Below are 24,648 nucleotides of genomic sequence, written 5' to 3'. Positions count from 1 at the left end.
CGTGCCCCCATAGGCCGCCGGGGCGAATACGAGGCCGGGGCGCAGGATGATTCAATCTAGCGAGCTTTGAGCTAGAAGGGTCTCGGCCTCCAGTTTCGTGGCGTTGAAGGCTGTCTCCCGCCCTGGCTCGACCCCCGCCGCCGAGACATGCACGAGACGCTGGACACCGATCCCCTCGCAAGCCTTGGCCAGGCGACGAACCCCCTCGACGTGGACGGCCTTCAAGTCGTCGCGGGGACTGTCCTGTAAGGCGCCAGCGCAGTTGACCACGGCCTCAGCGCCGGCGAGCACGGCGGCCCAATCTGCGACCGAGGCTTTGGCTACATCGGCGCGCTTCCACTCCACGGCGGGGAAGCGGCGGCGGGCCGCCTCGATGTCGCGCCCAACGCCGACGACCACATGACCGTCAGCCGCCAATCGGGCGGACACATATGAACCGATGAGCCCATAGGCCCCGATAATGGCAATGCGCATCATCGACGCTTAGCGTCTCAACCATGGAGGGGGAAGCATCACCGTCGATCGCCCGCCGTCGGCGATCCACCCCGAACAGTCGACCAACATGGCCGCTTCAGGCGCCAGCGGTGGACATTGCCCGCGTCGGTGTATCCCTGTCTTTTCAGGGCGAGAATGACGGTGGAATTTGAAGGGCGCCTCAGGCCGCCCGCCGCGTCTGGCTGGCCGCGCCGCCGCCCACCTTGAACCGTTGGACCAATTCGGCCAGGCCCCGCACCTCGTCCAGCAGCGCCTGGCTGGAGGACGCCGAGCGGCTGGCCATGGCCGTGGTGGCTTGAGTGCCCTGGTCCATGCTGTTGACGGCGGTGTTGACCTGGGAGAGGCCCGCGGCCTGCTCCTGGGCGCTGGCGGCGATCTCGGTGATCACGGTGCTGATGGCGCTGACCTGGCCGGCGATACGCTGCAGGGTCTCGCCCGCAGCGCCGACCAGCGACACGCCCGACTCCACCTGGCGCTCGGAGTCGCCGATGTGGGTCTTGATCTCCTTGGCGGCCTCGGCCGAGCGCTGGGCCAGGGCCCGCACTTCCTGGGCGACGACGGCGAAGCCGCGACCGGCCTCGCCGGCCCGCGCCGCCTCGACCCCGGCGTTCAGGGCCAGGAGGTTGGTCTGGAAGGCGATCTCGTCGATCACGGTGATGATCTGGGCGACCTGGCGCGACGAGGCTTCGATGCCGCTGATGGCCTCGACGGCCGAGGCGACGACCTCGCGCGAGCGGCCGGCTTCGTTCTGGGCCTGACTGACGGCCTGGTAGGCTTCCTGGGCGCCCGTGGCGGTCTTGCGCACCGTGGCGGTGATCTCGTCGAGCGCGGCGGCGGTCTCTTCCAGGCTGGCGGCCTGGGCCTCGCTGCGGCGCGACAGGTCGTCGGCGGCGTCGGCGATGCCGCCGGCCCCGGCGTTCAGCCCGGCCACGGCCGAGACCACGGCGGACATGGCGCCTTCCAGGCCTTCGACGGCGCGGTTGAAGTCGGCGCGCAGGCCTTCGTAGTCGTGGGCGAAGGGTTCGGTCAGGCGCACGGTCAGGTCACCGTCCGACAGCCGCTGCAGGCTGTCGGCCAGGCGGCGAACGACCTGGGCCTGATCGGCGGCGCGGCGCGCGCCCTCGGCCCCGGCGGCCTCGCGCTCGGCCTCGGCCGAGGCCCGGGCGGCGGCGGCCTCCCCGGCCAGGCGGTCCTTCTCCAGCGCCTCGTCGCGGAAACGGTGCACGGCGTCGGCCATCAGGCCGATGTCGTCGGGCCGGCCGGCGAACGGCAGCTCGACCCGCAGGTCGCCTCCCATCAGCCTGCCCATGGCGTCGCGCAGCGTCGCCAGCGGCGAGAGCTGGCGGCGGGCCATGACGACCGAGGCCGCCGCGCCGGCCGCGCCCAGCAGCACGCAGGCCAGGGCCAGCACGCCCAACTGCCGATAGACCGGCTGGAAGTAGTCGGCTTGCGGCACGCCCACATAGAGCACGCCGATCACCTGGCCCGAGGCGTCCTTGATCGGGTCGTAGGCGACGAAGAACGGCCGCCCCAGGATCTTGGCCTCGCCGCGATAGGGCTCGCCCTTGCCCAGCACCGCGTCATAGACGGGGCCCTTGGCGAGCGCGGTGCCGACCGCGCGCGAGCCGTCGGGCTTGGTGACGTTGGTGGTGATGCGCTTGTCGCCCATGAAGACGGTGGCGGTGCCGCCGACCAGGCCCTTGACGCGGTCGACGCCGTCGAAGTCGCCGTTCAGGGCGTGATCGCCGACCAGCAGCGTGTCGCCCTCGCGCCGGAACGCCTTGCCCCGTTCGCCGATCACATCCCAGGCCACCCGCATGCTGGCTTCCTGGTTCTGCGTCGCCTGGCGGCGGGCGAAGTCGAGCGAGCTCTTGGCCACGATGCCCAGGACCGCGAGGGTCAGGACAAGAAAGGCCAGGGCGATGGTCAGGCTGACCTTGGTGGAGATGCTGGCGCGCATGATACCGGTCCCAAATTCGGAGCCAGAATGCGGGAAACGGGCTGAAAACTGATTAAGATCAATGCGAGAACGCTGCTATTCGGTCTGGGCGCGACACTCGGTCGCAGGGGGATGCGAGTGACCGCCGGCCACACGCATCCCCCTGCGACCGGAGGTTGCGCCGCGGCGAGGCTTCAGCGACAGTCCGCCCAAGGAGCCTCGAAGATGCTTGTGATCGCGCTCATCGCCGCCCTGTCGGGCCAAGCCGCGGCCGACGACGCCACCCTCGTGGACCCGCTCACGATCCGGCCCGCCGTCAAGGAGCAGCCGTTCACGCTTCCGGACGGCGAGATCGTGGCTCAGCTGAACGCGCTGCGCAAAGCCCAGCCAAACCTGGTCATCTGCCTCACGAAACGAGACCTCGGCTCGCTCATTCCCCGGAATGTCTGCGCGTCGCTGAGTCAGTGGTACGCCATCGAGACGGCGCGAGACACGCAGTACCTGGTCAGCCAGATCAAGGGCGAAGCGACCGGCGACACTTCCCCAGCGCTTGGGCCGCCGCATGAGTTGGTCCAGTTCATCAAGGAGCGCCTCAAGAACCCCGAGGCCAGGACGCAGGCCGCGCGGCGCGCCGCCCAGCGCGCGGCGCTTTCGCAGGAGACGCCGATCCAGCCGAAATAGCCGGCCTGTGGTCGCTTCGGGCCGTCGGGACGGAACGGTCTTCGACGCGCGGGGTTGTGAGAACGTCTCACCGGCGCTCGTCGCCGCCCCTCCTCCCCCGCCCCGAGGTTTCACCATGACCGACTATTCCGACAGCCTGACCCCCACCGACAACGGTTTCCGCCAGGACCTCTCGAACAAGGCCGACAGCGCCCGCGCCAAGGTCGAGCCCAAGCTCAAGGCCGTCAGCGGCGCCGCGCACGAAGCCTATGACAGCCTCAAGGAAGTGGCCGCCGAGGCCGTGGGCGAGACCCGCGCCCGGGTCAAGGACATCACCGCCCAGGCCGGCGACCAGTTCCAGCGCCGCTACGCCGAACTGGAAACCTGGGCCAGCGTGAAGCCGGTTCGCGCCCTGGGCGTCGCCGCCGGCGTCGGCCTGGTCCTGGGCCTGCTGCTGCGCGGCCGCTCGACCAAGACCATCTACGTGCGCCCGCAAGCCTAAACGGCCTGGACGCGCCCAGCGCTGGAGGCCCGGGAGCGATCCCGGGCCTCTTTCCATTTGTAGCCTTCGCGAACGCGGCGACGCGGCGCGCGTTGAAGTCGCGGACATCGAAGGAGGATCCCATGCCCGCCAAGTCCGCCGCCCAACAGAAGGCCGCCGGCGCGGCCCTGTCCGCCAAGCGCGGAGAGACCCCGAAGAGCAAGCTCAAGGGCGCGTCGAAATCCATGCTGTCGATGAGCCAGAAGGAGCTCGAGGCGTTCGCCCACACCAAACGCAAGGGCAAGCCCGAGCACGTCGACGAGAAGTAGGTCAGCGGCGGCCCCAACGAAAAAGGCCCGGGATCGCTCCCGGGCCTTTCCGTAGTTGCTCAAGCCGAAAGGCTTATTCCGCGTCGCCCGGATGCCTTCGGCATCCGAGTTACCGAGTGGCGCGGACGCCTTACTCGGCGTCCGCGGTCGCGATTTCGGCCGGCAGCGGCTCCATCGCTTCCTCGCGCTGCTGGGCCAGCTGTTCGTCGCGCTTGGCGGCGACGCGTTGCAGGCTGCGCAGGTAGGAACCCGTACCAGCGGGGATCAGGCGACCCACGATGACGTTTTCCTTCAGGCCTTCCAGGGTGTCGGTCTTGCCGTGCACCGAGGCTTCGGTCAGGACGCGCGTCGTTTCCTGGAACGAGGCGGCCGAGATGAAGCTCTTGGTTTGCAGCGAGGCCTTGGTGATGCCCAGCAGCACCGGCTGGGTCACAGCCGGACGGCCGCCGCGGGCGATCGCCTTGTCCTGTTCCTTGTCGAACTCCGGCTTATCAAGGTGGTCACCCTTGATCAGGCCGGTGTCGCCGGGCTCGAGGATCTCGACCTTCTGCAGCATCTGACGAACGATCGTCTCGATGTGCTTGTCGTTGATCGGCACGCCCTGCAGACGATAGACCTCCTGGATCTCGTCGACGAGGAAGTTGGCCAGGGCCTCGACGCCGAGGATGCGCAGGATGTCGTGCGGATCCGGGTTGCCGTCGATGATGTACTCGCCCTTGGTGATGTAGTCCCCGTCGTGGACGGCGATGTGCTTGCCCTTCGGGATCAGGAACTCGACCGCTTCGGGCTGGTTGCCGTCGGCGTCGACGTCCGGTGTGATCTTGATCCGGCGCTTGTTCTTGTAATCCTTGCCGAATTCGACACGGCCGTCCATTTCCGCGATGACCGCGCAGTCCTTCGGACGGCGGGCTTCGAAGAGTTCGGCGACGCGCGGCAGACCACCGGTGATGTCCCGGGTCTTGGCGCCTTCGGTCGGGATACGCGCGATCACTTCACCCGGCTTCACTTCGTCGCCGTCGGCGACGGAGAGAATGGCGCCGGCCGACAGGAGGTAACGCGCCTCGCCGCCGTTCGACAGGCGCTTGTACGAGCCGTCTTCCGACAGCACGCCCATGGCCGGACGCAGGTCCGAACCGCGGGCCGAGGTGCGCCAGTCGGCGACCACGCGCTGGGCGATGCCGGTGGCTTCGTCGACTTCCTCGCGAATGGACAGGCCATCCACCAGGTCCTCGGCGCGGATCTTGCCGGCCACTTCGGTGATGATCGGGGTGGTGTAGGGGTCCCAATCGCCGAGGCGCTGGCCGCGCTTGACCGTGTCGCCGTCCTTGACCCGCAGGCGGGCGCCGTACGGCGGCTTGTAGGTTTCGCGCTCCTTGCCGTCGACCAGCACGCTGACGGTGGTGTTGCGGCTCATGATGACCAGCGCGCCGTCGGCGCCGACAACGGTCGGGCCGATCACGCGGACCGTACCCTCGTTGGAGGCTTCGAAGAACGACTGCTCGGCCACCTGGGCGGTGCCGCCGATGTGGAACGTACGCATCGTCAGCTGCGTGCCGGGCTCACCGATCGACTGGGCGGCGATGACGCCGACCGCTTCACCGATGTTCACCGGGGTGCCGCGCGCCAGGTCGCGACCGTAGCAGGCGCCGCAGACGCCGACCTTGGCCTCGCAGGTCAGGACCGAGCGGACCTTGACCGACTGGACGACCGCCGCCTCGATGGCGTCGGCGATGTTCTCGTCGATATAGGTGTCGGCCGGCACGACCAGCTCGCCCGTGGCCGGATCCTTGACGTCCTCGGCCGTGAAGCGGCCCAGGACGCGGGTGCCCAGCGAGACCAGCACGTCGCCGCCTTCGACGACGGCGCGCAGGGTGATGCCCCGCGTGGTGCCGCAGTCTTCCTCGACTATGATGCAGTCCTGCGCGACGTCGACCAGACGACGGGTCAGGTAACCCGAGTTGGCGGTCTTCAGCGCGGTGTCGGCCAGACCCTTACGGGCGCCGTGGGTGGAGTTGAAGTACTCCTGAACGGTCAGGCCTTCCTTGAAGTTCGAGACGATCGGGGTCTCGATGATCTCGCCGGAGGGCTTGGCCATCAGGCCGCGCATGCCGCCCAGCTGCTTCATCTGGGCTTGCGAACCACGGGCGCCGGAGTGGGCCATCATGTAGATGGCGTTGATTTCCTTCTCGCGGCCGTTCTCGTCCTTATGCTTCATCTGAAGCTCGGCCATCATCTCGTCGGCGACGCGGTCGGTGGCCTTGGCCCAGGCGTCAACGACCTTGTTGTACTTCTCGCCCTTGGTGATCAGGCCGTCGGCGTACTGTTGCTCGTACTCCTCGGCCAGCTTGCGGGTCTCTTCCACGATCTCGGTCTTGCGGGCCGGGATGATGATGTCGTCCTTGCCGAACGAGATGCCCGCCTTGGCGGCTTCCTTGAAGCCCAGGCCCATGACCTGGTCGGCGAAGATGACCGTCGCCTTCTGACCGCAGTGGCGGTAGACGATGTCGATCAGATTGCCGATTTCCTTCTTGGTCAGCGCCTTTTCGATCAGGCGGTGGCCGATCTGCGGGTGACGCGGCAGCAGGGCGGCGATCTTCATGCGGCCCGGCGTGGTGTCGATCACGCGGCGACGCGCCACGCCATCGGCGTCCACTTCCGTGAAGCGCGACTTGATCTTGGCGTGCAGCGAGACGACGCCGGCGTCGAGCGCGGCTTCGATTTCGCCGAGGTCGGCGAAGATCTTGCCTTCACCCGGCTCGCCCTCGCGAGCGACCGACAGGTAGTACAGGCCCAGGACGATGTCCTGCGACGGCACGATGATCGGGCGACCGTTGGCGGGCGACAGGATATTGTTGGTCGACATCATCAGGACGCGCGCTTCCAGCTGAGCTTCCAGGCTCAGCGGGACGTGCACGGCCATCTGGTCGCCGTCGAAGTCGGCGTTGAACGCGGCGCAGACCAGCGGGTGCAGCTGGATGGCCTTGCCCTCGATCAGCTTCGGCTCGAACGCCTGGATGCCCAGACGGTGAAGCGTCGGCGCGCGGTTCAGCAGCACCGGGTGCTCGCGGATCACCTCTTCGAGGATGTCCCACACCTGCGGCTGCTCGCGCTCGACCATGCGCTTGGACTGCTTGACGGTGCCCGACAGGCCCTTGGCGTCCAGACGCGCGTAGATGAACGGCTTGAACAGCTCCAGCGCCATCTTCTTGGGCAGGCCGCACTCGTGCAGCTTCAGCTCGGGACCGACCACGATGACCGAACGGCCCGAGTAGTCGACGCGCTTGCCCAGCAGGTTCTGACGGAAGCGGCCTTGCTTGCCCTTCAGCATGTCGGCCAGCGACTTCAGCGGACGCTTGTTGGCGCCCGTGATCACGCGGCCGCGACGGCCGTTGTCGAACAGGGCGTCGACCGACTCCTGCAGCATCCGCTTTTCGTTGCGGATGATGATGTCGGGGGCGCGCAGCTCGATCAGGCGCTTGAGGCGGTTGTTACGGTTGATGACCCGGCGATACAGGTCGTTCAGGTCCGAGGTCGCGAAGCGGCCGCCGTCCAGCGGCACCAGCGGACGCAGTTCCGGCGGGATCACCGGCACCACGGTCATGATCATCCATTCCGGACGATTGCCGCTTTCCTGGAAGGCTTCCAGGATCTTCAGGCGCTTGGAGAACTTCTTCTGCTTCATGTCCGACGGGTTGCCCGCCAGCTCCTCGCGCAGCTTCTCGGCCTCTTTCTCGAGGTCGATCGCCTTCAGCAGGTTCTGGATGGCTTCCGCGCCGATTTCGGCGGTGAAGCTGTCGTCGCCGTACTCTTCCTGGGCGCGCATGTAGTCGTCTTCGCTGAGCAGCTGGTGCTGCTTCAGCGGCGTCAGGCCCGGCTCGGTGACGATGTAGTATTCGAAGTAAAGGACGCGCTCGATGTCCTTCAGCGGCATGTCGAGCATCATGGCGATGCGCGAGGGCAGCGACTTCAGGAACCAGATGTGGGCGACCGGCGAGGCCAGTTCGATGTGGCCCATGCGCTCGCGACGGACGCGGGCCAGGGTGACTTCAACACCGCACTTTTCGCAGATGATGCCCTTGTACTTCATGCGCTTGTACTTGCCGCACAGGCATTCGTAGTCCTTGGTCGGGCCAAAGATACGGGCGCAGAACAGGCCGTCACGCTCGGGCTTGAACGTGCGGTAGTTGATGGTCTCGGGCTTCTTGATCTCGCCGAACGACCACGAGCGGATCTTTTCGGGCGAGGCCAGCGAGATGCGGATCTGGTCGAAGGTCGGAGCGGCCTGGACCGGATTGAAGATGTTCAGGACTTCCTGGTTCATCTTGGTTCCTTCTGCGGGGTTTCCCGCGAAAAATTCTCTTTAGAGCGCTCCTCCCCCGCGTGCGGGGGAGGTGGCGGCGGAGCCGTCGGAGGGGGCTAGCTGGAGATCGGCCGAACTGGCCCCCTCCGTCCCTCCGGGACACCTCCCCCGCGCCGCGGGGGAGGAGCCTCAATCGACTCAGCTGTTCTCCAGCTCGACGTTCAGGCCGAGCGAGCGCATTTCCTTGACCAGCACGTTGAAGCTTTCCGGGATACCGGCTTCGAACGTGTCGTCGCCGCGGACGATCGACTCGTAGACCTTGGTCCGGCCGGCCACGTCGTCGGACTTCACCGTCAGCATTTCCTGCAGGGTGTAGGCCGCGCCGTAGGCTTCCAGAGCCCACACTTCCATTTCCCCGAAGCGCTGACCGCCGAACTGGGCCTTACCACCCAGCGGCTGTTGCGTGACGAGCGAGTACGGACCGATCGAACGGGCGTGGATCTTGTCGTCGACCAGGTGGTGCAGCTTCAGCATGTAGATGTAGCCGACCGTGACCGGACGCTTGAACTGCTCGCCGGTCAGACCGTCGTACAGGATCGACTGGCCCGACTTGTTGACGCCGGCCATTTCGAGGTGGTCCTCGATGTCGCTCATGCGCGCGCCGTCGAACACCGGGGTGGCGATCGGAACGCCCTTGCCCAGGTTCTTGGCCAGCTCGATCAGCTCTTCTTCGGTTTCCGGCAGCTCTTCGTCCGGACCGTAGATGTCGCGCAGGCGATCGATGAGCGCCTGCTTCTGACCGCCGGCCTGCCAGTCTTCCATCAGGTTGGTGATCTGCTTGCCGAGATTGGCGCAGGCCCAGCCCAGGTGGGTTTCGAAGATCTGACCGACGTTCATGCGCGAAGGCACGCCCAGCGGGTTCAGAACGACGTCGACGTGCGTGCCGTCGGCGAGGAACGGCATGTCCTCGATCGGCAGGATGCGCGAGATGACGCCCTTGTTGCCGTGACGGCCGGCCATCTTGTCGCCCGGCTGAAGCTTGCGCTTCACGGCCACGAAGACCTTGACCATCTTCATCACGCCCGGAGGCAGTTCGTCGCCGCGCTGCAGCTTGTCGACCTTGTCTTCGAAACGACGGTCGAGGCGCTTGCGGTTCTCGTCGAACAGGCGGCGCAGGCTTTCCAGTTCGCCCATCGCCTTTTCGTCTTCCAGGGCGATCTGCCACCACAGGCCCGGCTGGATCTGCGACAGCGCGTCGGCGGTGATCTCGCCGCGCGACAGGCCCTTGGGGCCCGACAGAGCGACGTTGCCGATCAGCAGTTCGCGCAGGCGGCCCGAGATGTTGCGGTTCAGGATCGCGAACTCGTCGTCGCGGTCCTTGCCCAGACGGTCGATCTCGGCGCGTTCGATGGCCAGGGCGCGTTCGTCCTTGTCGACGCCGTGACGGTTGAAGACGCGCACGTCGACGATCGTGCCGGCGACGCCCGGGGGCAGGCGCAGGCTGGTGTCGCGGACGTCCGAAGCCTTTTCACCGAAGATGGCGCGCAGAAGCTTTTCTTCCGGCGTCATCGGGCTTTCGCCCTTCGGCGTGACCTTGCCGACCAGGATGTCGCCCGGCTGGACTTCGGCGCCGATCGCCACGATGCCGGCTTCGTCGAGGTTGCGCAGGGCTTCCTCGCCGACGTTCGGGATGTCGCGGGTGATTTCTTCCGGACCCAGCTTCGTGTCGCGGGCCATGACCTCGAATTCCTCGATGTGGATCGAGGTGAAGACGTCGTCGCGGACGATGCGTTCGGAGATCAGGATCGAGTCTTCGAAGTTGTAGCCGTTCCAGGGCATGAACGCGACGAGCGCGTTGCGGCCCAGGGCCAGTTCGCCCAGCTCCGTCGACGGACCGTCGGCGATGATGTCGCCGGCGACGATCTTGTCGCCCACCTTCACCAGCGGACGCTGGTTGATGCAGGTCGACTGGTTCGAACGCTGGAACTTCGACATCCGGTAGATGTCGACGCCCGAGCGGGCCGCGTCAGTTTCTTCGGTGGCGCGGATGACGATACGCGTGCCGTCGATCTGCTCGACCACGCCGGTGCGCTTGGCGATCACGACGGCGCCCGAGTCACGGGCGACGACGGCTTCCATGCCGGTGCCGACCAGCGGGGCGTCGGACTGCACCAGCGGCACGGCCTGACGTTGCATGTTCGAGCCCATGAGGGCGCGGTTGGCGTCGTCGTTTTCCAGGAACGGGATCAGGGCGGCGGCGACCGACACGACTTGGCGCGGCGACACGTCCATCAGGTCCACCGTCTCCTTTTGCAGGAGGGTCGGTTCGCCGTTGATGCGGCCCGGAACCAGGTCTTCCACGATCTCGCCGGCGTCGACCTTGATGTTCGACTGGGCGATGACGTGCTTCGACTCTTCCATCGCCGACATGTAGACGACTTCGTCCAGCGGCTTGCCGTCCTTCACGCGACGGTACGGGCTCTCGATGAAGCCGTACTTGTTCACGCGGGCGTGCGTGGCCAGCGAGTTGATCAGACCGATGTTCGGACCTTCCGGCGTCTCGATCGGGCAGATCCGGCCGTAGTGGGTCGGGTGCACGTCGCGGACTTCGAAGCCGGCGCGTTCGCGGGTCAGACCGCCCGGGCCGAGGGCCGACAGACGACGCTTGTGGGTGATTTCCGACAGCGGGTTCGTCTGGTCCATGAACTGCGACAGCTGCGAGGAGCCGAAGAATTCACGAACGGCGGCGGCGGCGGGCTTCGCGTTGATCAGGTCGTGCGGCATCACGGTGTCGATGTCGACGGACGACATGCGTTCCTTGATGGCGCGTTCCATGCGCAGCAGGCCGACGCGGTACTGGTTTTCCAGCAGTTCGCCCACCGAGCGGACCCGGCGGTTGCCCAGGTTGTCGATGTCGTCGATTTCGCCGCGACCGTCGCGCAGGCCCACCAGGACCTTCAGCACGGCCAGGACGTCTTCCTTGCGCAGGATGCGGACTTCGTCCGACACGTCCTGCTCGAGACGCATGTTCATCTTCACGCGGCCCACCGACGACAGGTCGTAGCGCTCGGAGTCGAAGAACAGCGACTTGAACATCGCCTCGGCGGCTTCCACCGTCGGCGGCTCGCCCGGACGCATGACGCGATAGATGTCGAACAGCGCGTCCTCGCGGATGGCGTTCTTGTCCACGCGCAGGGTGTTGCGCATGTAGGCGCCGACCGTGACGTGGTCGATGTCCAGCACGTCGATGGTGCTGAAGCCTTGATCGGCCAGGGCCTGGATCGTCGGGACGTCCAGCTCGTCGCCGGCTTCGGCGTAGATCTCGCCGGTGCCGACATTGACCGCGTCGCGGGCCAGGTAGCGGCCCGTCAGGGCTTCCGGCGCCAGCAGCAGGGTCTTCAGGCCGCCGTCGGCGAACTTCTTGGCCTGGCGAGCGGTGATCTTGGTGCCGGCCGGAGCGACTTCCTCGCCGGTGTCGGCGTCGACCAGCGGGAACTCCGGCTTCACGCCGCGCCAGCGCTCGGGCTTGTACGGGGTGGCCCAGCCGCCCGCGCGCTTTTCGAACGGGACGACGTCGTAGAACGTGGTCAGGATCTCTTCGCCGTCCATGCCCAGGGCATAGAGGAAGGTCGTGGCCGGCAGCTTACGGCGGCGGTCGATGCGGACGTAGACGATGTCCTTGGCGTCGAACTCGAAGTCCAGCCACGAGCCGCGGTACGGGATCACGCGGGCGGCGAACAGCAGCTTGCCCGAGGCGTGGGTCTTGCCCTTGTCGTGGTCGAAGAACACGCCCGGCGAGCGGTGCATCTGCGAGACGATGACGCGCTCGGTGCCGTTGACGATGAAGGTGCCCTTGTCCGTCATGAGCGGGATGTCGCCCATGTAGACGTCCTGCTCCTTGATGTCCTTGACCGAGCGGGCGCCGGTTTCTTCTTCGGTTTCAAAGACGATCAGGCGCAGCTTGACCTTCAGCGGCGCGGCGAAGGTCATGTCGCGCTGGATGCATTCCTCGACGTCGTACTTGGGCTCTTCGAACTCGTACGAAACGTATTCCAGGACGGCGCGTTCGTTGAAGTCCTTGATCGGGAACACCGACTTGAAGACCGCCTCGACGCCCTCGTCGCGGCGTTGGCCCGGACGGACCTCGCGCTGAAGGAACTGCTCGTAGGAGGAGCGCTGAACCTCGATGAGGTTCGGCATCTGCACAGCCTCGGGAATGCGGCCGAACGACTTCCGGATCCGCTTCTTGCCGGTGAAGGATTGCGCCATGTTGTTTCCCTGCGGCGCGGACGGAATCCGCGCGTGAATTCGAATGTACCTAGCGTCCACCCTCGCCGCTCGCCTGCTAGAGGGAGCCGCGGACGCTCGAATTCCCCTGTCGGGCGACCGGGACCGGAAGCCTGACGGGCGCCCCTTCGCGCTGGTCGGAGGGCGGCTGACCGCGCCTCGGGGCGTAATACGGACGCGACAAAGCGCTCCGCCGATGTAATCGTGAACGCGGGGATATAGGGGATGGAGACGCGGAAGGAAAGGGGGATTCGTTAGCGCGCGTAAATACGCGCGGTCAGGCTTTCCGCATGGCCTTCATGACCAGCGAGACCGCCAGGGCGATCAGGCAGACGAAGAACGCCACCTTGGTGATCGCGCCCGCCACATTGACCACGAAACCCAGGATCCCGAACAGGATCATCAGAGCGAGCAGAACGGCGGCGAGCTTCAGCATGTGGGGTGAACGTGGGTGGTGGGGGAGAGGTTCCGCACCCAAGCTCGCCTCTTAACATCCGTCATTCCCGCCCTTGTGGCGGGAACCTCTCTTTCCGCCGCAGGTGAAGAAGTGGCGGACCGCCGGCGGTCCGCTTGCGCCGCCCTCGCGGGTTGAACCAGGGGTTCCCGCCACAAGGGCGGGAATGACGGAAGTTGGTTGAGTTAAGGCTTGGGAGACTACCCCCGCCACAGCCCCACCGTCCCCTTCGGCCCGCACAGCACCCCCGTCTTCTTCGAGGTCAGGCGCACGCTGTTCATCGGCGCCTCCGACACCCGCTGGAACGTCCGGCCGTCGCGGGCCACGATCGTGCCGGCCAGGCCCGTGGCCATCACCGTCTCGCCCTTGACCGAGATCCCCGACAGATAGCCGGCCGGCGCGGCCACCGGCTGGAAGGCCAGGGCGCCCGGCGCCAGCCAGGCCAGGTTCACGCCCTGGGCGCGCGGGTTCTTGTAGTCGCCGCCGCAGACCCACAGCTCGCCGCGCTTGCCGAAGGCGATCGCGAAGGCACCCTTGGACGGGGCGTCGGCCGGGATCGGCGTGTCCAGGGCCACGAACACCCCGCCGCCGCCGCGCGACAGATAGACCCGCGCCTTGCCCGCCCCGCCCGTGCAGAACGCCACCTGGCCGTGGCGACCGATGGCGACGCAGCCGTTGGAGGCGGCGAAGGCCCCCTCCCCGTCCGCCGCTGGCGGCACGCCCTCCGGCGGCAGCCGCGCCCAGGTCTTCCCGGCGTCGGCGGTGTAGAGCACGGTGAAGCGCCCCTCGGTCGGGTCGCCCAGGATGAAGCCGCGCCGGTCGTCGACGAAGGCGATCGAGTCCCAGAAGCCGTTCGGGTCCTGGTTGACCGTCACCTGCGCCCAGCGCTTGCCGCCGTCGGTGGTGCGCCACAGCTGCGAGGCCTGGCCGGGCCCGGCGCTCATGGCCAGCACGTGGTCGTCGGAAAAGGCGTGCAGCCCCCGGAAGTCCAGCCCCTCGGCCCCGACGATCCGCATGGCGTCCTGCCGCTCGCCTCGCCCCCGGATGATCCAGCCCTTGGAGCCCGAGGCCCAGTAGGTCTTGCCGCCCGTCGGCGACAGGCCGCGCAGCTCGCTGTCGGTGGCCGAGGCTGGGATGCGGACGCCGCCGATCCCCTGCCCGGCGAAGGCGGGCGAGGCGGCGACCGAGGTCAGGGCGGCGGCGCCGGCGAGGATGACGTCTCTGCGATTCATGGAAGCCTGCTTCGGGGTTCGACGCCTTGGCTTCGGGCGAAACGGGAGAGAGCGCAAGCCGCCTCGACGAGGAATGCGCGCAAGTGAACATAAGTCGAACGCGCGGGCCCTCGATGTGCTAAAGGTTGAAGCGATGGGACCCTTCGCGCGTTCCATCAATCGCCCCGGGTACGGCTTTCGCCTCGCGAGCCTCGGGTTCGTTGAAAGGGCCGTTCGTGCCCGACCGACTTTTATCCCATCCGGACGCGCCGGGCCTGAGCCTGGCTCTGGCCATGATCGCGGCGTCGACAACGCCGCTGCTGCTGATCGGCGGCGATCTGAAGGTGATCGCGGCCAGCGACTCGTTCGAACGGACCTTCGGCGTCGACGCCAGCCAGACCATCGGCCGTCAAATGATGGAGATCGGGGCCGGCGAGTGGCGCGCGCCGCAGCTGAAGATGCTGCTGGAAAACACCGCCGACGGCGTGCTGATCGACGCCTACGAGATGGACCTCAAGCGCCCAGGCCACCCCGACCGCCGCCTGGTCATCAACGTTCGCAAGCTGGCCTACAGCGACCTCGACGAGGTCCGGCTCCTGGCGTCCGTCGCCGACGTCACCGAGGCCAGGGCGGCCGCCAAGCAGAGCCAGGACCTGTTGCGGGCCAACACCGCCCGCAGCGACGAATTGGCCATCGAGAACCAGGCCTTGCTGCTGGAGATCCGCCATCGCGTGGCCAACAGCCTGCAGATCATCGCCGCCGTCCTGATGCAGAACGCCCGCGCCGCCCAGTCGGAAGAGGCGCGGGAGAAGCTGCGCGACGCCCACGCGCGGGTGATGTCGATCGCCGACCTGCAGCAGCAACTGGCCGAGGCGACCACGGGCGTGGTCGAGCTTCGGGCCTATCTGACCAAGCTGTGCGCCACGATCGCGGCCTCGATGATCCCCGACCCCAGCCGCCTGGCCCTCGTCGTCGTGGCCGAGGAGGTCACGATCGACGGCGGCGCGTCCATCAGCATCGGCCTGGTCGTCACCGAGCTGGTGATCAACGCGCTCAAACACGCCTTCCCCGACAAGCAGCCCGGCCGGATCGTCGTCGACTACCGCGTCGACGGCGCGGCCTGGACGCTGTCGGTGGCCGACACCGGCGTCGGCATGACCAAGGACACCCCGCCCGCCGCCGGCCTGGGCACCAGCATCATCCAGGCCCTGGCCCGCCAGCTGAAGGCCCAGGTTCTGGTGACGGACATGGGGCCGGGGACCATGATCTCGCTGATCCACGCCACGCCGGACGCGGAGGTGGAAGCGGTTCCCGACCAGGCGGCGGTTTAGGGGGGGCGGGCTATTTCGGCTCCGGCGTATTCGAGACGGCAACGGCGTCGAGAACCGTATCGATGGCGTCGATAACCGCGCCGGGTTGATCAAGCTGAATGTAATGGCCCGTTGCGGCGACCTGCCGGTTCTCGCCCCGGGTGGAGCGCGCGGCCAGCTTGTCGTGCATTGTCGTCCAGTTGGCCCAGAGAATGGCTCGACTCTGCGCCGTTTCGTTCGGGCCGAGCGGAACCGTGTCCTTTGGACGCGTCAGCACGATGAGCGGTATCGATCCAAACGAACCGATCTCCGAGGCGAGTTGGGAACCGCTGAGTCCGCCGCGCATGCTCTCAAATTCCGAGAAGGCCGCTCGCTGATACGCTGGCTGGCGATGGATCTGGGCATGGATCGCGTTTAGCGCATCGCCCATGCGCGGGTCTGGCTTGTCGACACATCCCGCGCCCGCCGCCGGATCCAGGCCAAAGCCCCGTTCGGCCTTGCGGACACAGTCCTGCTTTCGGGCTAGCGCCGGCGCCAGAAGGTCGGCTTCGTAGTTCGGGAAGGCCTCCCGAAAAGCATCGACTTGGCGCTCGTTGGCGGGATCGACGGCGACGAACGCGGCGACATCCTTGGGATAGCGGCTAGCGTAGAGGGCTGACGTCAGCCCGCCGTAGGAGTGACCAACCAGGACGTAGGGGCCCTTCACGCCAGCCTTCTTCAGCAGGTGATGCAGATCGTCGACGATGTTGCTGGCCGAGCTTGGCCGCGTCGCTGGGTCGCTGAAACCGATCCCAGCGCGATCATAGGCGCAGGCGGTCGTGCGCTTGGCGATCGCGGGCTGGACTAGTCCCCAGGTGCTGGTGTCGTCGCCGAGGCCCGCTTCGAAGACCACGACCGGCGCGCCGGAACCAATACAGTAGAGGTTCAGCTTGCGGCCGCCTCCCAAATCAACCCGTCGCTGCGCATGGGCGTAGGCCGGATCTTCCACCCGCGCCGTGATCGAGCCGGCGGACTGGGCGAAAGCTTGGGTGGCCAAGCAAAGCGCCAAGGCCCCAAGAGCACAATTCAATCCCGCGCGCATCAAGATCTCCGACTCCGACCAGCGCGATGGTGTCGGCCTTAATGCGTGCAGGCCCTAGTTAAATGACTTTAATGGCCGAGAGAGCGCGTCGCCAGATCGGCCATGGGCGGCTTCGGCGGCTAGGGTGTCCGCCTCTCTGCTGTGGGCGAAGACGCGGGCATAGGCGGTCTTGTCCATGAGCCTAGCGTGGGCGCAACGGTGGGCGTGCTCAATCAAAGGAATTGGGATTTTCCGCCGACGGCGAAACCACTCACCCTCCCACCGCTTCGCGGCGGGCCCCTCCCTCTCTCTAAGAGAGAGGGTTCCCTGAGCGCCCAAAAGAAAACGGCCCCGGAGGTTTCCCTCCGAGGCCGCTTCGGCAGGTCCAAAAGGAACCTAGTCCCGGCGAAAGCCGGGGCCAGATTACTTGATTTGGATCTTGGCGCCGGCTTCCGTGAGCTTCTTCGAGATCTCTTCGGCTTGTTGCTTCGAGACGTTCTCGACGACGTTCTGCGGAGCGCCTTCGACCAGGTCCTTGGCTTCCTTCAGGCCGAGGTCCGGACGGACGCCGCGGACTTCCTTGATCACGTTGATCTTCTTGTCGCCGCCGTCGACCAGGACGACGGTGAACTCGGTTTGCTCTTCGGCGGCTTCAGCCGGAGCAGCGGCGGCGCCGCCAGCAGCGGCGACGGCGACCGGAGCGGCGGCCGAGACGCCCCACTTTTCTTCCAGCAGCTTCGACAGTTCGGCGGCTTCCAGCACCGACAGGGTGGACAGTTCTTCAACCAGCTTTTCGAGCTTGGACATGTGTCAGTTCCTTAGAGAGATTGGGATAGATGCGGGGATGACCGTTACGCGGCGTCTTTGGTCGCGTAGGCGTTGAAAACGCGAGCCAGCTGGCCAGCCGGGGCCTGCAGGACGCCAGCGATCTTGGTCGCCGGAGCCTGGATGAGGCCGATGAGCTTGCCACGCAGTTCGTCCAGCGACGGCAGGGTCGCCAGAGCGCGCACGCCGTTCTCGTCCAGCACGTTGGTCTGATCGAGCACGCCACCGACAACCTTGAGCTTGTCGTTTTCCTTGGCGTACGCGACCGCGACCTTGGCGGCCGAAACAGCGTCCGGGCCGTAGGCGATGGCGACCGGGCCGGTGAAGAGCTTTTCGCCCTTGTCACCAAGCTTGCCGTCCAGAGCCTTGAGGGCCAGGGTGTTCTTCACAACCTTGATCGCGGCGCCTTCCTTGCGGAGGCGAAGACGAAGGTCGGTCATTTCCGCAACGGTCAGACCCATGTAGTGGGTCACGACGACAGCGCCGGCGTCGGTGAACACGCTTTTCAGCGATTCAATCGACTCCTGCTTTTGAGCGCGGTCCATTGCGGTCTCCTACTCAGTTAGCAGCGGCCGGACCATTCCGGCAGCCAGATGCGGTCCCATGCGGAATTGCTCCCGCGTGCGAGTCGCATATGCCTGTTCCAAGGAAAGTCGGCCGCGCTCCGGTCTCGGACAGGCCTTCTAAAAGAAGGCGTCACGAGCAGGAGACCTTGGCGTCTCTATCCCTGTCTCCCGACGGCGAGGAAGGGCTCTTCCTCGGTTACGGCGTTGGTGACCCCACGCCCCGCAGTTCTCAAACAGGTTCTCCAGCGGACGAGTCCGTCGGAGAGGCGCGCCGTATAGACGAAACGGCGGGGGATTTCAACAGGGGCCGCTAAACGCCCCCTCCGTCTCGTCGCTTCGCGCCGATCCACCTCCCCCGCGAGCGGGGCAGGAGGAGGGCGGCTTCCTCCTCACCCGTGCAACGGGGGAGGTGGCGCGCGGCGAAGCCGCGTGACGGAGGGGGCGCTGCTGACAGGGCGTGTCATCGTCCCCGCTTACAGCTTAAGCTCGCTCAAAACAGCCGGACCCCATCCATGCACCGCCTCGCCGCCGCCCTGACCGCGCTCCTCCTGGCCTTCGCCTCACCGGCCCTCGCCGAGCTGAAGGCGCCGCCGACGCCCCGCGCCGTGGTGGCCGATCCGCCGAGGGACAACGCCCATCCGGCCGGGCTGGACGCCTTCCAGATCGACGTGCAGGGCGCGAAGATCAACGGCCTGATCTATCTGGCGGCCGGCGACAAGCCGCATCCGACGATGCTGTTCCTGCACGGCTTCCCCGGCAACGAGACCAATATCGACCTGATGCAGGCCGTGCGCCGGGCCGGCTGGAACGTGCTGAAGATCAACTATCGCGGTTCGTGGGGCAGCGGGGGCGCGTTCAGCTTCGCCCATGCGCGGACAGACGCGGAAGCCGCCGTCGACTTTCTCACCGCCCCCGCCAACATCGCCAAGTACCGGATCGACCCCAGGCGCATCGTGGTCGCCGGCCACAGCATGGGCGGGTTCATGGCCGCCAGCGCCTCGGCCGCGCGTTCGTCGGCGGTGGCCGGGACCGTCCTGATCGACGCCTGGAACATCGGCGCCGACCCGCGCTTCACGACGCTGGACCCCAAGGTCCTGGCCGAGGAGATGCGGCCCGACACCGCGCCCCTGGCCGGGACCAGTCCCGAGGCCCTGATCGCCGAGGTCGGCCGCGACCGCGCCAAGCTGGACCTCGTCGCCCTGTCGCGGACCATCGCCGAGCGCCCGGTGCTGATGATCGGCGCCGAGCGCGGCATCGGCCAGATGACCACCGCCCTCGCCAAGGCCGCCCGCGACGCCCATCCCAACACCGTGGTCGAGGCCCAATACCCGACCGACCACAGCTTCTCGGACTCGCGCATCGCGCTCGAAAGCGAGGTCCTGCGCTGGCTGGCGCGCTTTGATCCCACCATCACGCCCGCCGGGGCCCGCATCCCGCTGACGGCCGCCTATGACGAGACCAACCCGTTCGCCAAAATCCTGCGGGGCGAGCTGCCCGCCTACAAGGTCTATGAGGACGCCGACGTCCTGGCCTTCATGGACCGCGCGCCGATGGAGCCCGGCCACGTGCTGGTGATCTCCAAGACCTCCAAGGCCCGCACGATCCTGGAGATGGATCCGAAGGACCTGGCCAAGGTCATGGCCGTCGTCCAGCGCGTGGGCCGGGCCGAGGTCGAGGCGCTGGGCCTGGAGGGCTTCATGATCATCCAGAACAACGGCGTCGGCCAAAGCGTGCCGCACCTGCACGTCCACGTGATCCCCCGCATCGCCGGCAAGCCCGCCTACCTCGCCGAGAACGCGCCGGCCGATCCGAAGGACCTGGAGGCGATGGCGGCGCGGATCAAGGCGGCGATGAAGTAGGGCGACATAAGATGCTCCCCCGCGATGCGGGGGAGCTGTCGCGGAGCGACTGAGGGGGCAAGCTGGAGGCCGACCGCGCTCGCCCCCTCCGGCCCTCTGGGCCACCTCCCCCGCATCGCGGGGGAGGAACTCACCCCAGCCGCCCCAGCGCCGCCTGGCCCGCCGCGACGCCCATGGCGAAGCAGGCCTGCAGCAGGTAGCCGCCGGTCGGGGCCTCCCAGTCCAGCATCTCGCCGGCCAGGATCACGTTCGGGCGGCCCTTCAGGAACAGCCCGTCCAGGCTCTCGAAGCGCACGCCGCCGGCGGCCGAGATGGCGCGGTCCAGCGGCTGGACGCCGGTCACCGCCAGCGGCGCGGCCTTGATCGCGGCGGCCAGGGCGGCGGGCGACTGGGGGAGGTCCAGGCCATGGGCCTCGCGCAGCAGGTTGACCTCGACCGGCGAGAGCTTGACCGCTTTGCGCAGGAAGTTGGCCAGGCTCTGGCCGCCGCGCGGGGCGTGCAGGCGGCGCTCCAGGGTCTCGACCGGGATGTCGGGGCGCAGGTCGACAGTCAGGGTGGCGCCGCCCGCCAGGGCCGCGTCGCGCGCCGCCCCGCCCAGGGCGTAGACCGCCCCGCCCTCCAGGCCGTAGCGGGCGACCATCGCGTCGCCCCGCGCCTTGGCCGCCCCCAGGCCGAGGGCCACGTTCTTCAGCGGCTCGCCGGCGAAGCGGTCGCGGAAAAGGTCGCTCCAGCCGATGTCGAAGCCGCAATTGGCCGGGCGGAACGGCGCGATTTCGCAGCCGCCCACCCGCAGCAGCGGAACCCAGGCGCCGTCCGAGCCGAGCTTGGGCCAGCTGGCGCCGCCCAGGGCCAGGATGGTGGCGCGGGCCCGCACGACGTGGCGGCCGTCGGGGTCCTCGATCAGCAGGTGGCCGACGGCGTCCCAGCCCTTCCAGGTCGAGCGGGGCTTCAGGGCCACGCCCAGCCCCTCCAGCCGGGCCAGCCAGGCGCGCAGCAGCGGCGAGGCCTTCATCGCCTTGGGAAACACCCGCCCGCTGGCCCCGACGAAGGTTTCCTGCCCCAGCCCCTGCGCCCAGGCCACCAGGTCCTGGGGCGGAAAAGCCTCCAGCATCGGCGAGAGGACGCCCGAGCGCTCGGCGTAGCGCCGCGCGAACCGCTCGAGGTCCTCGGAATGCGTCAGGTTCAGCCCGCCGCGCCCGGCCATCAGGAACTTGCGGCCGAAGGTCGGCATCTTCTCGAACACCGCCACGGACTTGCCGGCCCCCTTTCCGAGAGCTTGGGCGACCGTCTCGGCGGCCATCAGCCCGGCCGGCCCGCCGCCGATCACGGCGACATCGAGGATGGTCTCGTCAATCACGTCAGGCCGCCTCGATGTCCGGTCAGGGAAAGGTCCCGGCCCTTGTAGCGAGCCAAGGCGGAAAATGTGAGGGGGCTCTCGAATGCGCCCCCTCCGTCTCGCCGCCTATCGGCGTCGATCCACCTCCCCCGTTTCACGGGTGAGGAGGGTCTGCTTCCTCCTCCCACGCAAGGCGGGGGAGGTGGCGCGATGCGGAGACGCATCGTGACGGAGGGGGCGCTCTTCCGCCTGTCCGTCGTCGTTCGATCCCCCAAACGCCAAAACGGGCGCTGGATTGCTCCAGCGCCCGCTGCGGTACGCTTACTAAAACAGACGTGGCTTAGCCGATCGAGGCGATGTCGACCTTGAAGCCCGGGCCCATCGTCGAGGACAGACCGACGCGCTTGATGAACACGCCCTTGGCGCCCGAGGGCTTAGAGCGGTTCAGGGCTTCGATCAGAGCCTTGACGTTGACCAGCAGGGCGTCCTCGGTGAACGAGGCCTTGCCGATGCCGGCGTGGACGATACCGGCCTTTTCGACGCGGAACTCGACGGCGCCGCCCTTGGCGTCCTTGACGGCCTGGCCGACGTTCGGCGTCACGGTGCCGACCTTCGGGTTCGGCATCAGGCCGCGCGGGCCCAGCACCTTACCGAGGCGACCGACGAGCGCCATCATGTCCGGGGTCGCGATGACGCGATCGAAGTCCATGAAGCCGCCGGCGATCTTTTCGTACAGGTCTTCGGCGCCGACGTGCTCGGCGCCCGCCGCGGTCGCTTCGGCCGCCTTGGCGTCCTTGGCGAAGACGGCGACGCGGACGTCACGGCCGGTGCCCGAGGGCAGGTTCACGACGCCACGGACCTGTTGGTCGGCGTGACGCGGGTCGACGCCCAGGTTCACCGAGATCTCGATGGTCTCGTCGAACTTGGCCTTGGCGTTTTCCTTGACCAGCTTGATGGCGGCTTCCAGAGCGTGCGTCGCGTCGCGATCGCCGGTCCAGGCCTTGATGCGCTTGGGTTGCTTAGCCATGATCTTAGGCCTCCACGATCTTCAGGCCCATGGCCTTGGCGGAGCCTTCGATGATGCGGGCCGCGGCCTCGATATCGTTGGCGTTCAGGTCCTTCATCTTCTTCTCGGCGATCTCGCGCAGCTGGGTGCGGGTGATCTCGCCGACGGTCTCGCGACCGGTCAGCTTGGCGCCCGACTGCAGCTTCGTGGCCTGCTTCAGGAAGAAGGTGGCCGGCGGCGTCTTGGTGACGAAGGTGAACGACTTGTCCTGATAGACCGTGATGACGGTCGGCAGGGGGGTGCCCTTTTCGACGTTCTCGGTGCGCGCGTTGAACTCCTTACAGAAGCCCATGATGTTGACGCCGCGCTGACCCAGAGCCGGGCCGATGGGGGGCGAAGGCGTGGCCGAGCCAGCCTTCACCTGGAGCTTGATGTAGCCCAGGATCTTCTTAGCCATAGTGTCCTCTCGTGAGGGCTAAGAGCCCTCGCTGGTGAGCCGTGGTGCGGGCTTGGCGACCCTTCCACGGATTTGAGCGCGTCGCGGGGGCGTGAGCCCAAACGACAAGCACGCCCCAGGACGCGGGGTCCGGGAGCGAGGCGGGGCGTGTAGCAGGCGGGGGGGACGGAGTCTAGGGGGATGGGGGGTGTGGGGGCCCACGCCTCTAGGCTCCGAGATGGGTGGCACCGTCATCGATAGCCGGCTGCCAGGACAAACATAAGAAGGAATGGGCTTAGCTAAGCTGGTGGTTGGACCAACTCGATATGGCGCCGGATTAACAACGGCAGCAGCGTTCGATCGCCTTTCGGCCGATTGTCGAAAACGGATTGAAACTGAAGCTGATCAGGTTGCTCAAGCGGGCCATCTGTTATGTAGGCCCAGGCCTTCGCAAACCACGCGATCGAATCTGAACGGCCATCGCCGAGTTCAAGCGCCATCTCTTTCGCCACATCGGCCCAAGCCAAACGGCCCAGCCGAGCGACATCATAGAGTTCGGGATTATTGACCTTGAGGATGCAAAGCCCGGCCACGATGCATCCTGGCGCGGGAACCCTGCCCAAGCCCTTCGAGAACGTCTCTGCAAGCGCCAAGGTCGTAAAAACCTTCTCGATGGTGCGGAGGCTGAGGGTTCGAGCTTCGGCGACATGAAGGACCAGATCGACATACTGGTCTGACAGCCCCAACGCTAACTCGTGCCGCAACCGATTGATTGCTTTCGAGCGTGAGCGTTCGTGTTGGTGGGTAGCTGTATCGTCGAGCCGAATCGAAAAATGGATGAACTTCTGCAGATAGGTCGCTGCATCCATCTGCGCGCCGTACGCGGCGATCATCGAGTTCCGTAGCTGAGCGAGATGCACCCCCAGCACGAAATGGACATTCGGGACCGAGAAGAAGTGCTTAATTCGCTCTAGGAGCTCCAGTGCGAACTGCGGACGGCATCGATCCAGCTCATCAACGATGAAGACAAGAGGTCGATCGTTGACGGCTGTTTCCGACCGAAGAAGGCTTGGCAATCGTTCAAGCGCCTGGCGGAAATCCTCTATCGCGCCCTGCCTTTCTTTCTGGCGAGTGATCAGCTCCCCCAGATAGCGGTCTTCAAGCGAGGCAGTCTCATCCGCGATGATTTTCGCTGCCTCTTTCCCGATCTCGTCGGTGTCGACAGCGTTCATTGTCGCGACCTTCACCACAGTCTTCAGCGCGGGACGTGCAACCGCCTTTAGCGCTTGAACAGCTTTGCGCCTGAGCTGAACAGCTTGAGGAGTGCGCTCTTTCTCGGACTTGTCGACGAGCGCAATGATTTCCCCCGCCAAAGCGGCGAACGCATCTTCCGCATAGTCGTGTTTGAAGGCGTCAAAGAGAACGACCGGATAGCCAGCGTTCCTTAGTTCTCCTGCCCATTGCCGAAGAAAGACGGACTTGCCCGCTCCCCAAGGCGCATCCAGCGCCAACACGAGTGGGTCTTCCACGTTAGCCAGGAGGTAAGAGAGGCCATCGCCTATCGCCTTCCGCCCGAAGATGTCGTTTTCGGTGGTAAAGCCTTCTAGATCGCCGATCTCCGGCTCGCGCAGAAAAAGCCGCATTCCAACCGCTCCCTACTTCAGCCTGGATTTAGTCTCTCAGAACAATGATTAGACTCATGAGGCTACGCTTCCAGCGACTTTACATCGCTTCGTTCTCTTGCCGCTTCCTATAAGGGCGGATCAACTTCGAGGATCGAAGAGGCGACGGCGTCGGACGGAGCGCCGGCACGCCGTCGGACCTCGTAACCCCTCACCCTCCCACCGCTTCGCGGCGGGCCCCGCCCTCTCCCGCTGGGAGAGGGTTTCAAAGCGACCACCTCCCCAGGTCGGGGCTGTCCTTACATCTCTTGGAGGCTGGAGCGTGCGGGGCTGAGCGGGTTGGTCAAGGACCGGCCTCCGGCCGGCCGCCGCGCGGCGGCGCTGCGCGCCGTCCTTGAGCAACCCGCTCAGCCCCGCGATCGTCTCGCCGTGAGATGTAAGGATGGCGCCTTCTCCGGGGAGAAGAGGCGAC

General features: G+C 66.7%; 19 protein-coding genes and 2 pseudogenes. 7 read left to right on the top strand and 14 right to left on the bottom strand.

Annotation, left to right across the window (positions count from 1 at the left end; all coding sequences use genetic code 11):
• Positions 1-51: 51 nt before the first annotated feature.
• Both CSEG_RS23135 and CSEG_RS03715 read right to left on the bottom strand, forming a co-directional pair.
• On the bottom strand, positions 52-477 hold the full coding sequence (locus CSEG_RS23135; RefSeq protein WP_244264921.1) for an NAD-dependent epimerase/dehydratase family protein: 426 nt from the start codon (positions 475-477) through the stop codon (positions 52-54).
• A 178-nt stretch (positions 478-655) separates the two neighbouring features.
• Positions 656-2,455, bottom strand: a complete 1,800-nt coding sequence (locus CSEG_RS03715; RefSeq protein WP_013077922.1) for a methyl-accepting chemotaxis protein — start codon at positions 2,453-2,455, stop codon at positions 656-658.
• A gap of 204 nt (positions 2,456-2,659) precedes the next feature.
• Here CSEG_RS03715 and CSEG_RS22445 point away from each other — a divergent pair, with 204 nt between their 5' ends.
• The 3 genes from CSEG_RS22445 to CSEG_RS03700 all read left to right on the top strand — a co-directional run bounded on the left by CSEG_RS22445 (position 2,660) and on the right by CSEG_RS03700 (position 3,904).
• A complete protein-coding gene (locus CSEG_RS22445; protein ID WP_013077921.1) occupies positions 2,660-3,115 on the top strand; it encodes a hypothetical protein in 456 nt (151 codons plus the stop codon).
• Positions 3,116-3,230: 115 nt separating this feature from the next.
• Positions 3,231-3,596 (top strand): DUF883 family protein, encoded by a 366-nt coding sequence (locus CSEG_RS22805; RefSeq protein WP_013077920.1) that lies wholly within the window; start codon positions 3,231-3,233, stop codon positions 3,594-3,596.
• A gap of 122 nt (positions 3,597-3,718) precedes the next feature.
• Positions 3,719-3,904 carry a DUF3008 family protein gene (locus tag CSEG_RS03700; protein ID WP_013077919.1) on the top strand — a complete coding sequence of 62 codons (186 nt, stop codon included), beginning with the start codon at positions 3,719-3,721 and terminating at the stop codon, positions 3,902-3,904.
• A 130-nt stretch (positions 3,905-4,034) separates the two neighbouring features.
• On the opposite strand, the gene rpoC is transcribed toward CSEG_RS03700, so the two are convergent.
• The 4 genes from rpoC to CSEG_RS03680 form a co-directional block, all read right to left on the bottom strand.
• Entirely contained in the window at positions 4,035-8,225 is a 4,191-nt protein-coding gene (gene rpoC, locus CSEG_RS03695; RefSeq protein ID WP_013077918.1) for a DNA-directed RNA polymerase subunit beta', read from the bottom strand.
• Positions 8,226-8,402: 177 nt separating this feature from the next.
• Positions 8,403-12,473: a DNA-directed RNA polymerase subunit beta gene (gene rpoB, locus CSEG_RS03690; protein ID WP_013077917.1), complete on the bottom strand. Its 4,071-nt coding sequence runs from the start codon at positions 12,471-12,473 to the stop codon at positions 8,403-8,405.
• Between the two features lie 295 nt (positions 12,474-12,768).
• Positions 12,769-12,927: a hypothetical protein gene (locus tag CSEG_RS03685; RefSeq protein ID WP_013077916.1), complete on the bottom strand. Its 159-nt coding sequence runs from the start codon at positions 12,925-12,927 to the stop codon at positions 12,769-12,771.
• Positions 12,928-13,145: 218 nt separating this feature from the next.
• Positions 13,146-14,177: a WD40/YVTN/BNR-like repeat-containing protein gene (locus tag CSEG_RS03680; RefSeq protein WP_013077915.1), complete on the bottom strand. Its 1,032-nt coding sequence runs from the start codon at positions 14,175-14,177 to the stop codon at positions 13,146-13,148.
• A 215-nt stretch (positions 14,178-14,392) separates the two neighbouring features.
• Here CSEG_RS03680 and CSEG_RS03675 point away from each other — a divergent pair, with 215 nt between their 5' ends.
• Positions 14,393-15,487 (top strand): sensor histidine kinase, encoded by a 1,095-nt coding sequence (locus CSEG_RS03675; RefSeq protein ID WP_013077914.1) that lies wholly within the window; start codon positions 14,393-14,395, stop codon positions 15,485-15,487.
• A gap of 10 nt (positions 15,488-15,497) precedes the next feature.
• On the opposite strand, the gene CSEG_RS03670 is transcribed toward CSEG_RS03675, so the two are convergent.
• The 3 genes from CSEG_RS03670 to rplJ form a co-directional block, all read right to left on the bottom strand.
• Positions 15,498-16,502 carry an alpha/beta fold hydrolase gene (locus tag CSEG_RS03670; protein ID WP_041538167.1) on the bottom strand — a complete coding sequence of 335 codons (1,005 nt, stop codon included), beginning with the start codon at positions 16,500-16,502 and terminating at the stop codon, positions 15,498-15,500.
• Positions 16,503-16,949: 447 nt separating this feature from the next.
• Positions 16,950-17,333, bottom strand: coding sequence for a 50S ribosomal protein L7/L12 (gene rplL, locus CSEG_RS03665; protein ID WP_010918385.1), 384 nt, complete (start codon positions 17,331-17,333; stop codon positions 16,950-16,952).
• A 44-nt stretch (positions 17,334-17,377) separates the two neighbouring features.
• Positions 17,378-17,896, bottom strand: a complete 519-nt coding sequence (rplJ, locus tag CSEG_RS03660; RefSeq protein ID WP_013077912.1) for a 50S ribosomal protein L10 — start codon at positions 17,894-17,896, stop codon at positions 17,378-17,380.
• Positions 17,897-18,230: 334 nt separating this feature from the next.
• On the opposite strand from rplJ, the pseudogene CSEG_RS23130 reads away from it, so the two are divergent.
• Both CSEG_RS23130 and CSEG_RS03655 read left to right on the top strand, forming a co-directional pair.
• Positions 18,231-18,363: pseudogene (locus CSEG_RS23130) on the top strand (hypothetical protein); the annotation flags it as partial.
• A 66-nt stretch (positions 18,364-18,429) separates the two neighbouring features.
• Positions 18,430-19,776 carry an alpha/beta fold hydrolase gene (locus CSEG_RS03655; RefSeq protein ID WP_013077911.1) on the top strand — a complete coding sequence of 449 codons (1,347 nt, stop codon included), beginning with the start codon at positions 18,430-18,432 and terminating at the stop codon, positions 19,774-19,776.
• A 130-nt stretch (positions 19,777-19,906) separates the two neighbouring features.
• Here the strand turns inward: CSEG_RS03655 and CSEG_RS03650 are convergent, their stop codons facing one another.
• From CSEG_RS03650 to CSEG_RS03635, 4 genes are all read right to left on the bottom strand, one after another.
• Entirely contained in the window at positions 19,907-21,199 is a 1,293-nt protein-coding gene (locus CSEG_RS03650) for a TIGR03862 family flavoprotein (protein WP_053463720.1), read from the bottom strand.
• 253 nt (positions 21,200-21,452) lie between these two features.
• The gene (gene rplA, locus CSEG_RS03645) at positions 21,453-22,139 is read right to left on the bottom strand and encodes a 50S ribosomal protein L1 (RefSeq protein ID WP_013077909.1); all 687 of its coding nucleotides are present in this window, start codon (positions 22,137-22,139) and stop codon (positions 21,453-21,455) included.
• A gap of 4 nt (positions 22,140-22,143) precedes the next feature.
• Positions 22,144-22,575 carry a 50S ribosomal protein L11 gene (rplK, locus tag CSEG_RS03640; protein ID WP_013077908.1) on the bottom strand — a complete coding sequence of 144 codons (432 nt, stop codon included), beginning with the start codon at positions 22,573-22,575 and terminating at the stop codon, positions 22,144-22,146.
• A gap of 278 nt (positions 22,576-22,853) precedes the next feature.
• Positions 22,854-24,197, bottom strand: a complete 1,344-nt coding sequence (locus CSEG_RS03635) for a KAP family P-loop NTPase fold protein (protein WP_013077907.1) — start codon at positions 24,195-24,197, stop codon at positions 22,854-22,856.
• 119 nt (positions 24,198-24,316) lie between these two features.
• Between CSEG_RS03635 and CSEG_RS23125 the strand changes: the two are divergent.
• Positions 24,317-24,439: pseudogene (locus CSEG_RS23125) on the top strand (hypothetical protein); the annotation flags it as partial.
• Positions 24,440-24,519: 80 nt separating this feature from the next.
• On the opposite strand, the gene CSEG_RS23120 reads toward CSEG_RS23125, so the two are convergent.
• The gene (locus CSEG_RS23120; RefSeq protein WP_227878917.1) at positions 24,520-24,612 is read right to left on the bottom strand and encodes a hypothetical protein; all 93 of its coding nucleotides are present in this window, start codon (positions 24,610-24,612) and stop codon (positions 24,520-24,522) included.
• Positions 24,613-24,648: the final 36 nt, after the last annotated feature.

Source organism: Caulobacter segnis ATCC 21756 (genome assembly GCF_000092285.1).
GTDB lineage: Bacteria > Pseudomonadota > Alphaproteobacteria > Caulobacterales > Caulobacteraceae > Caulobacter > Caulobacter segnis.
The sequence above is the reverse complement of the archived record's forward strand: the minus strand, read 5'-3'. Positions and strand labels throughout refer to the sequence as shown.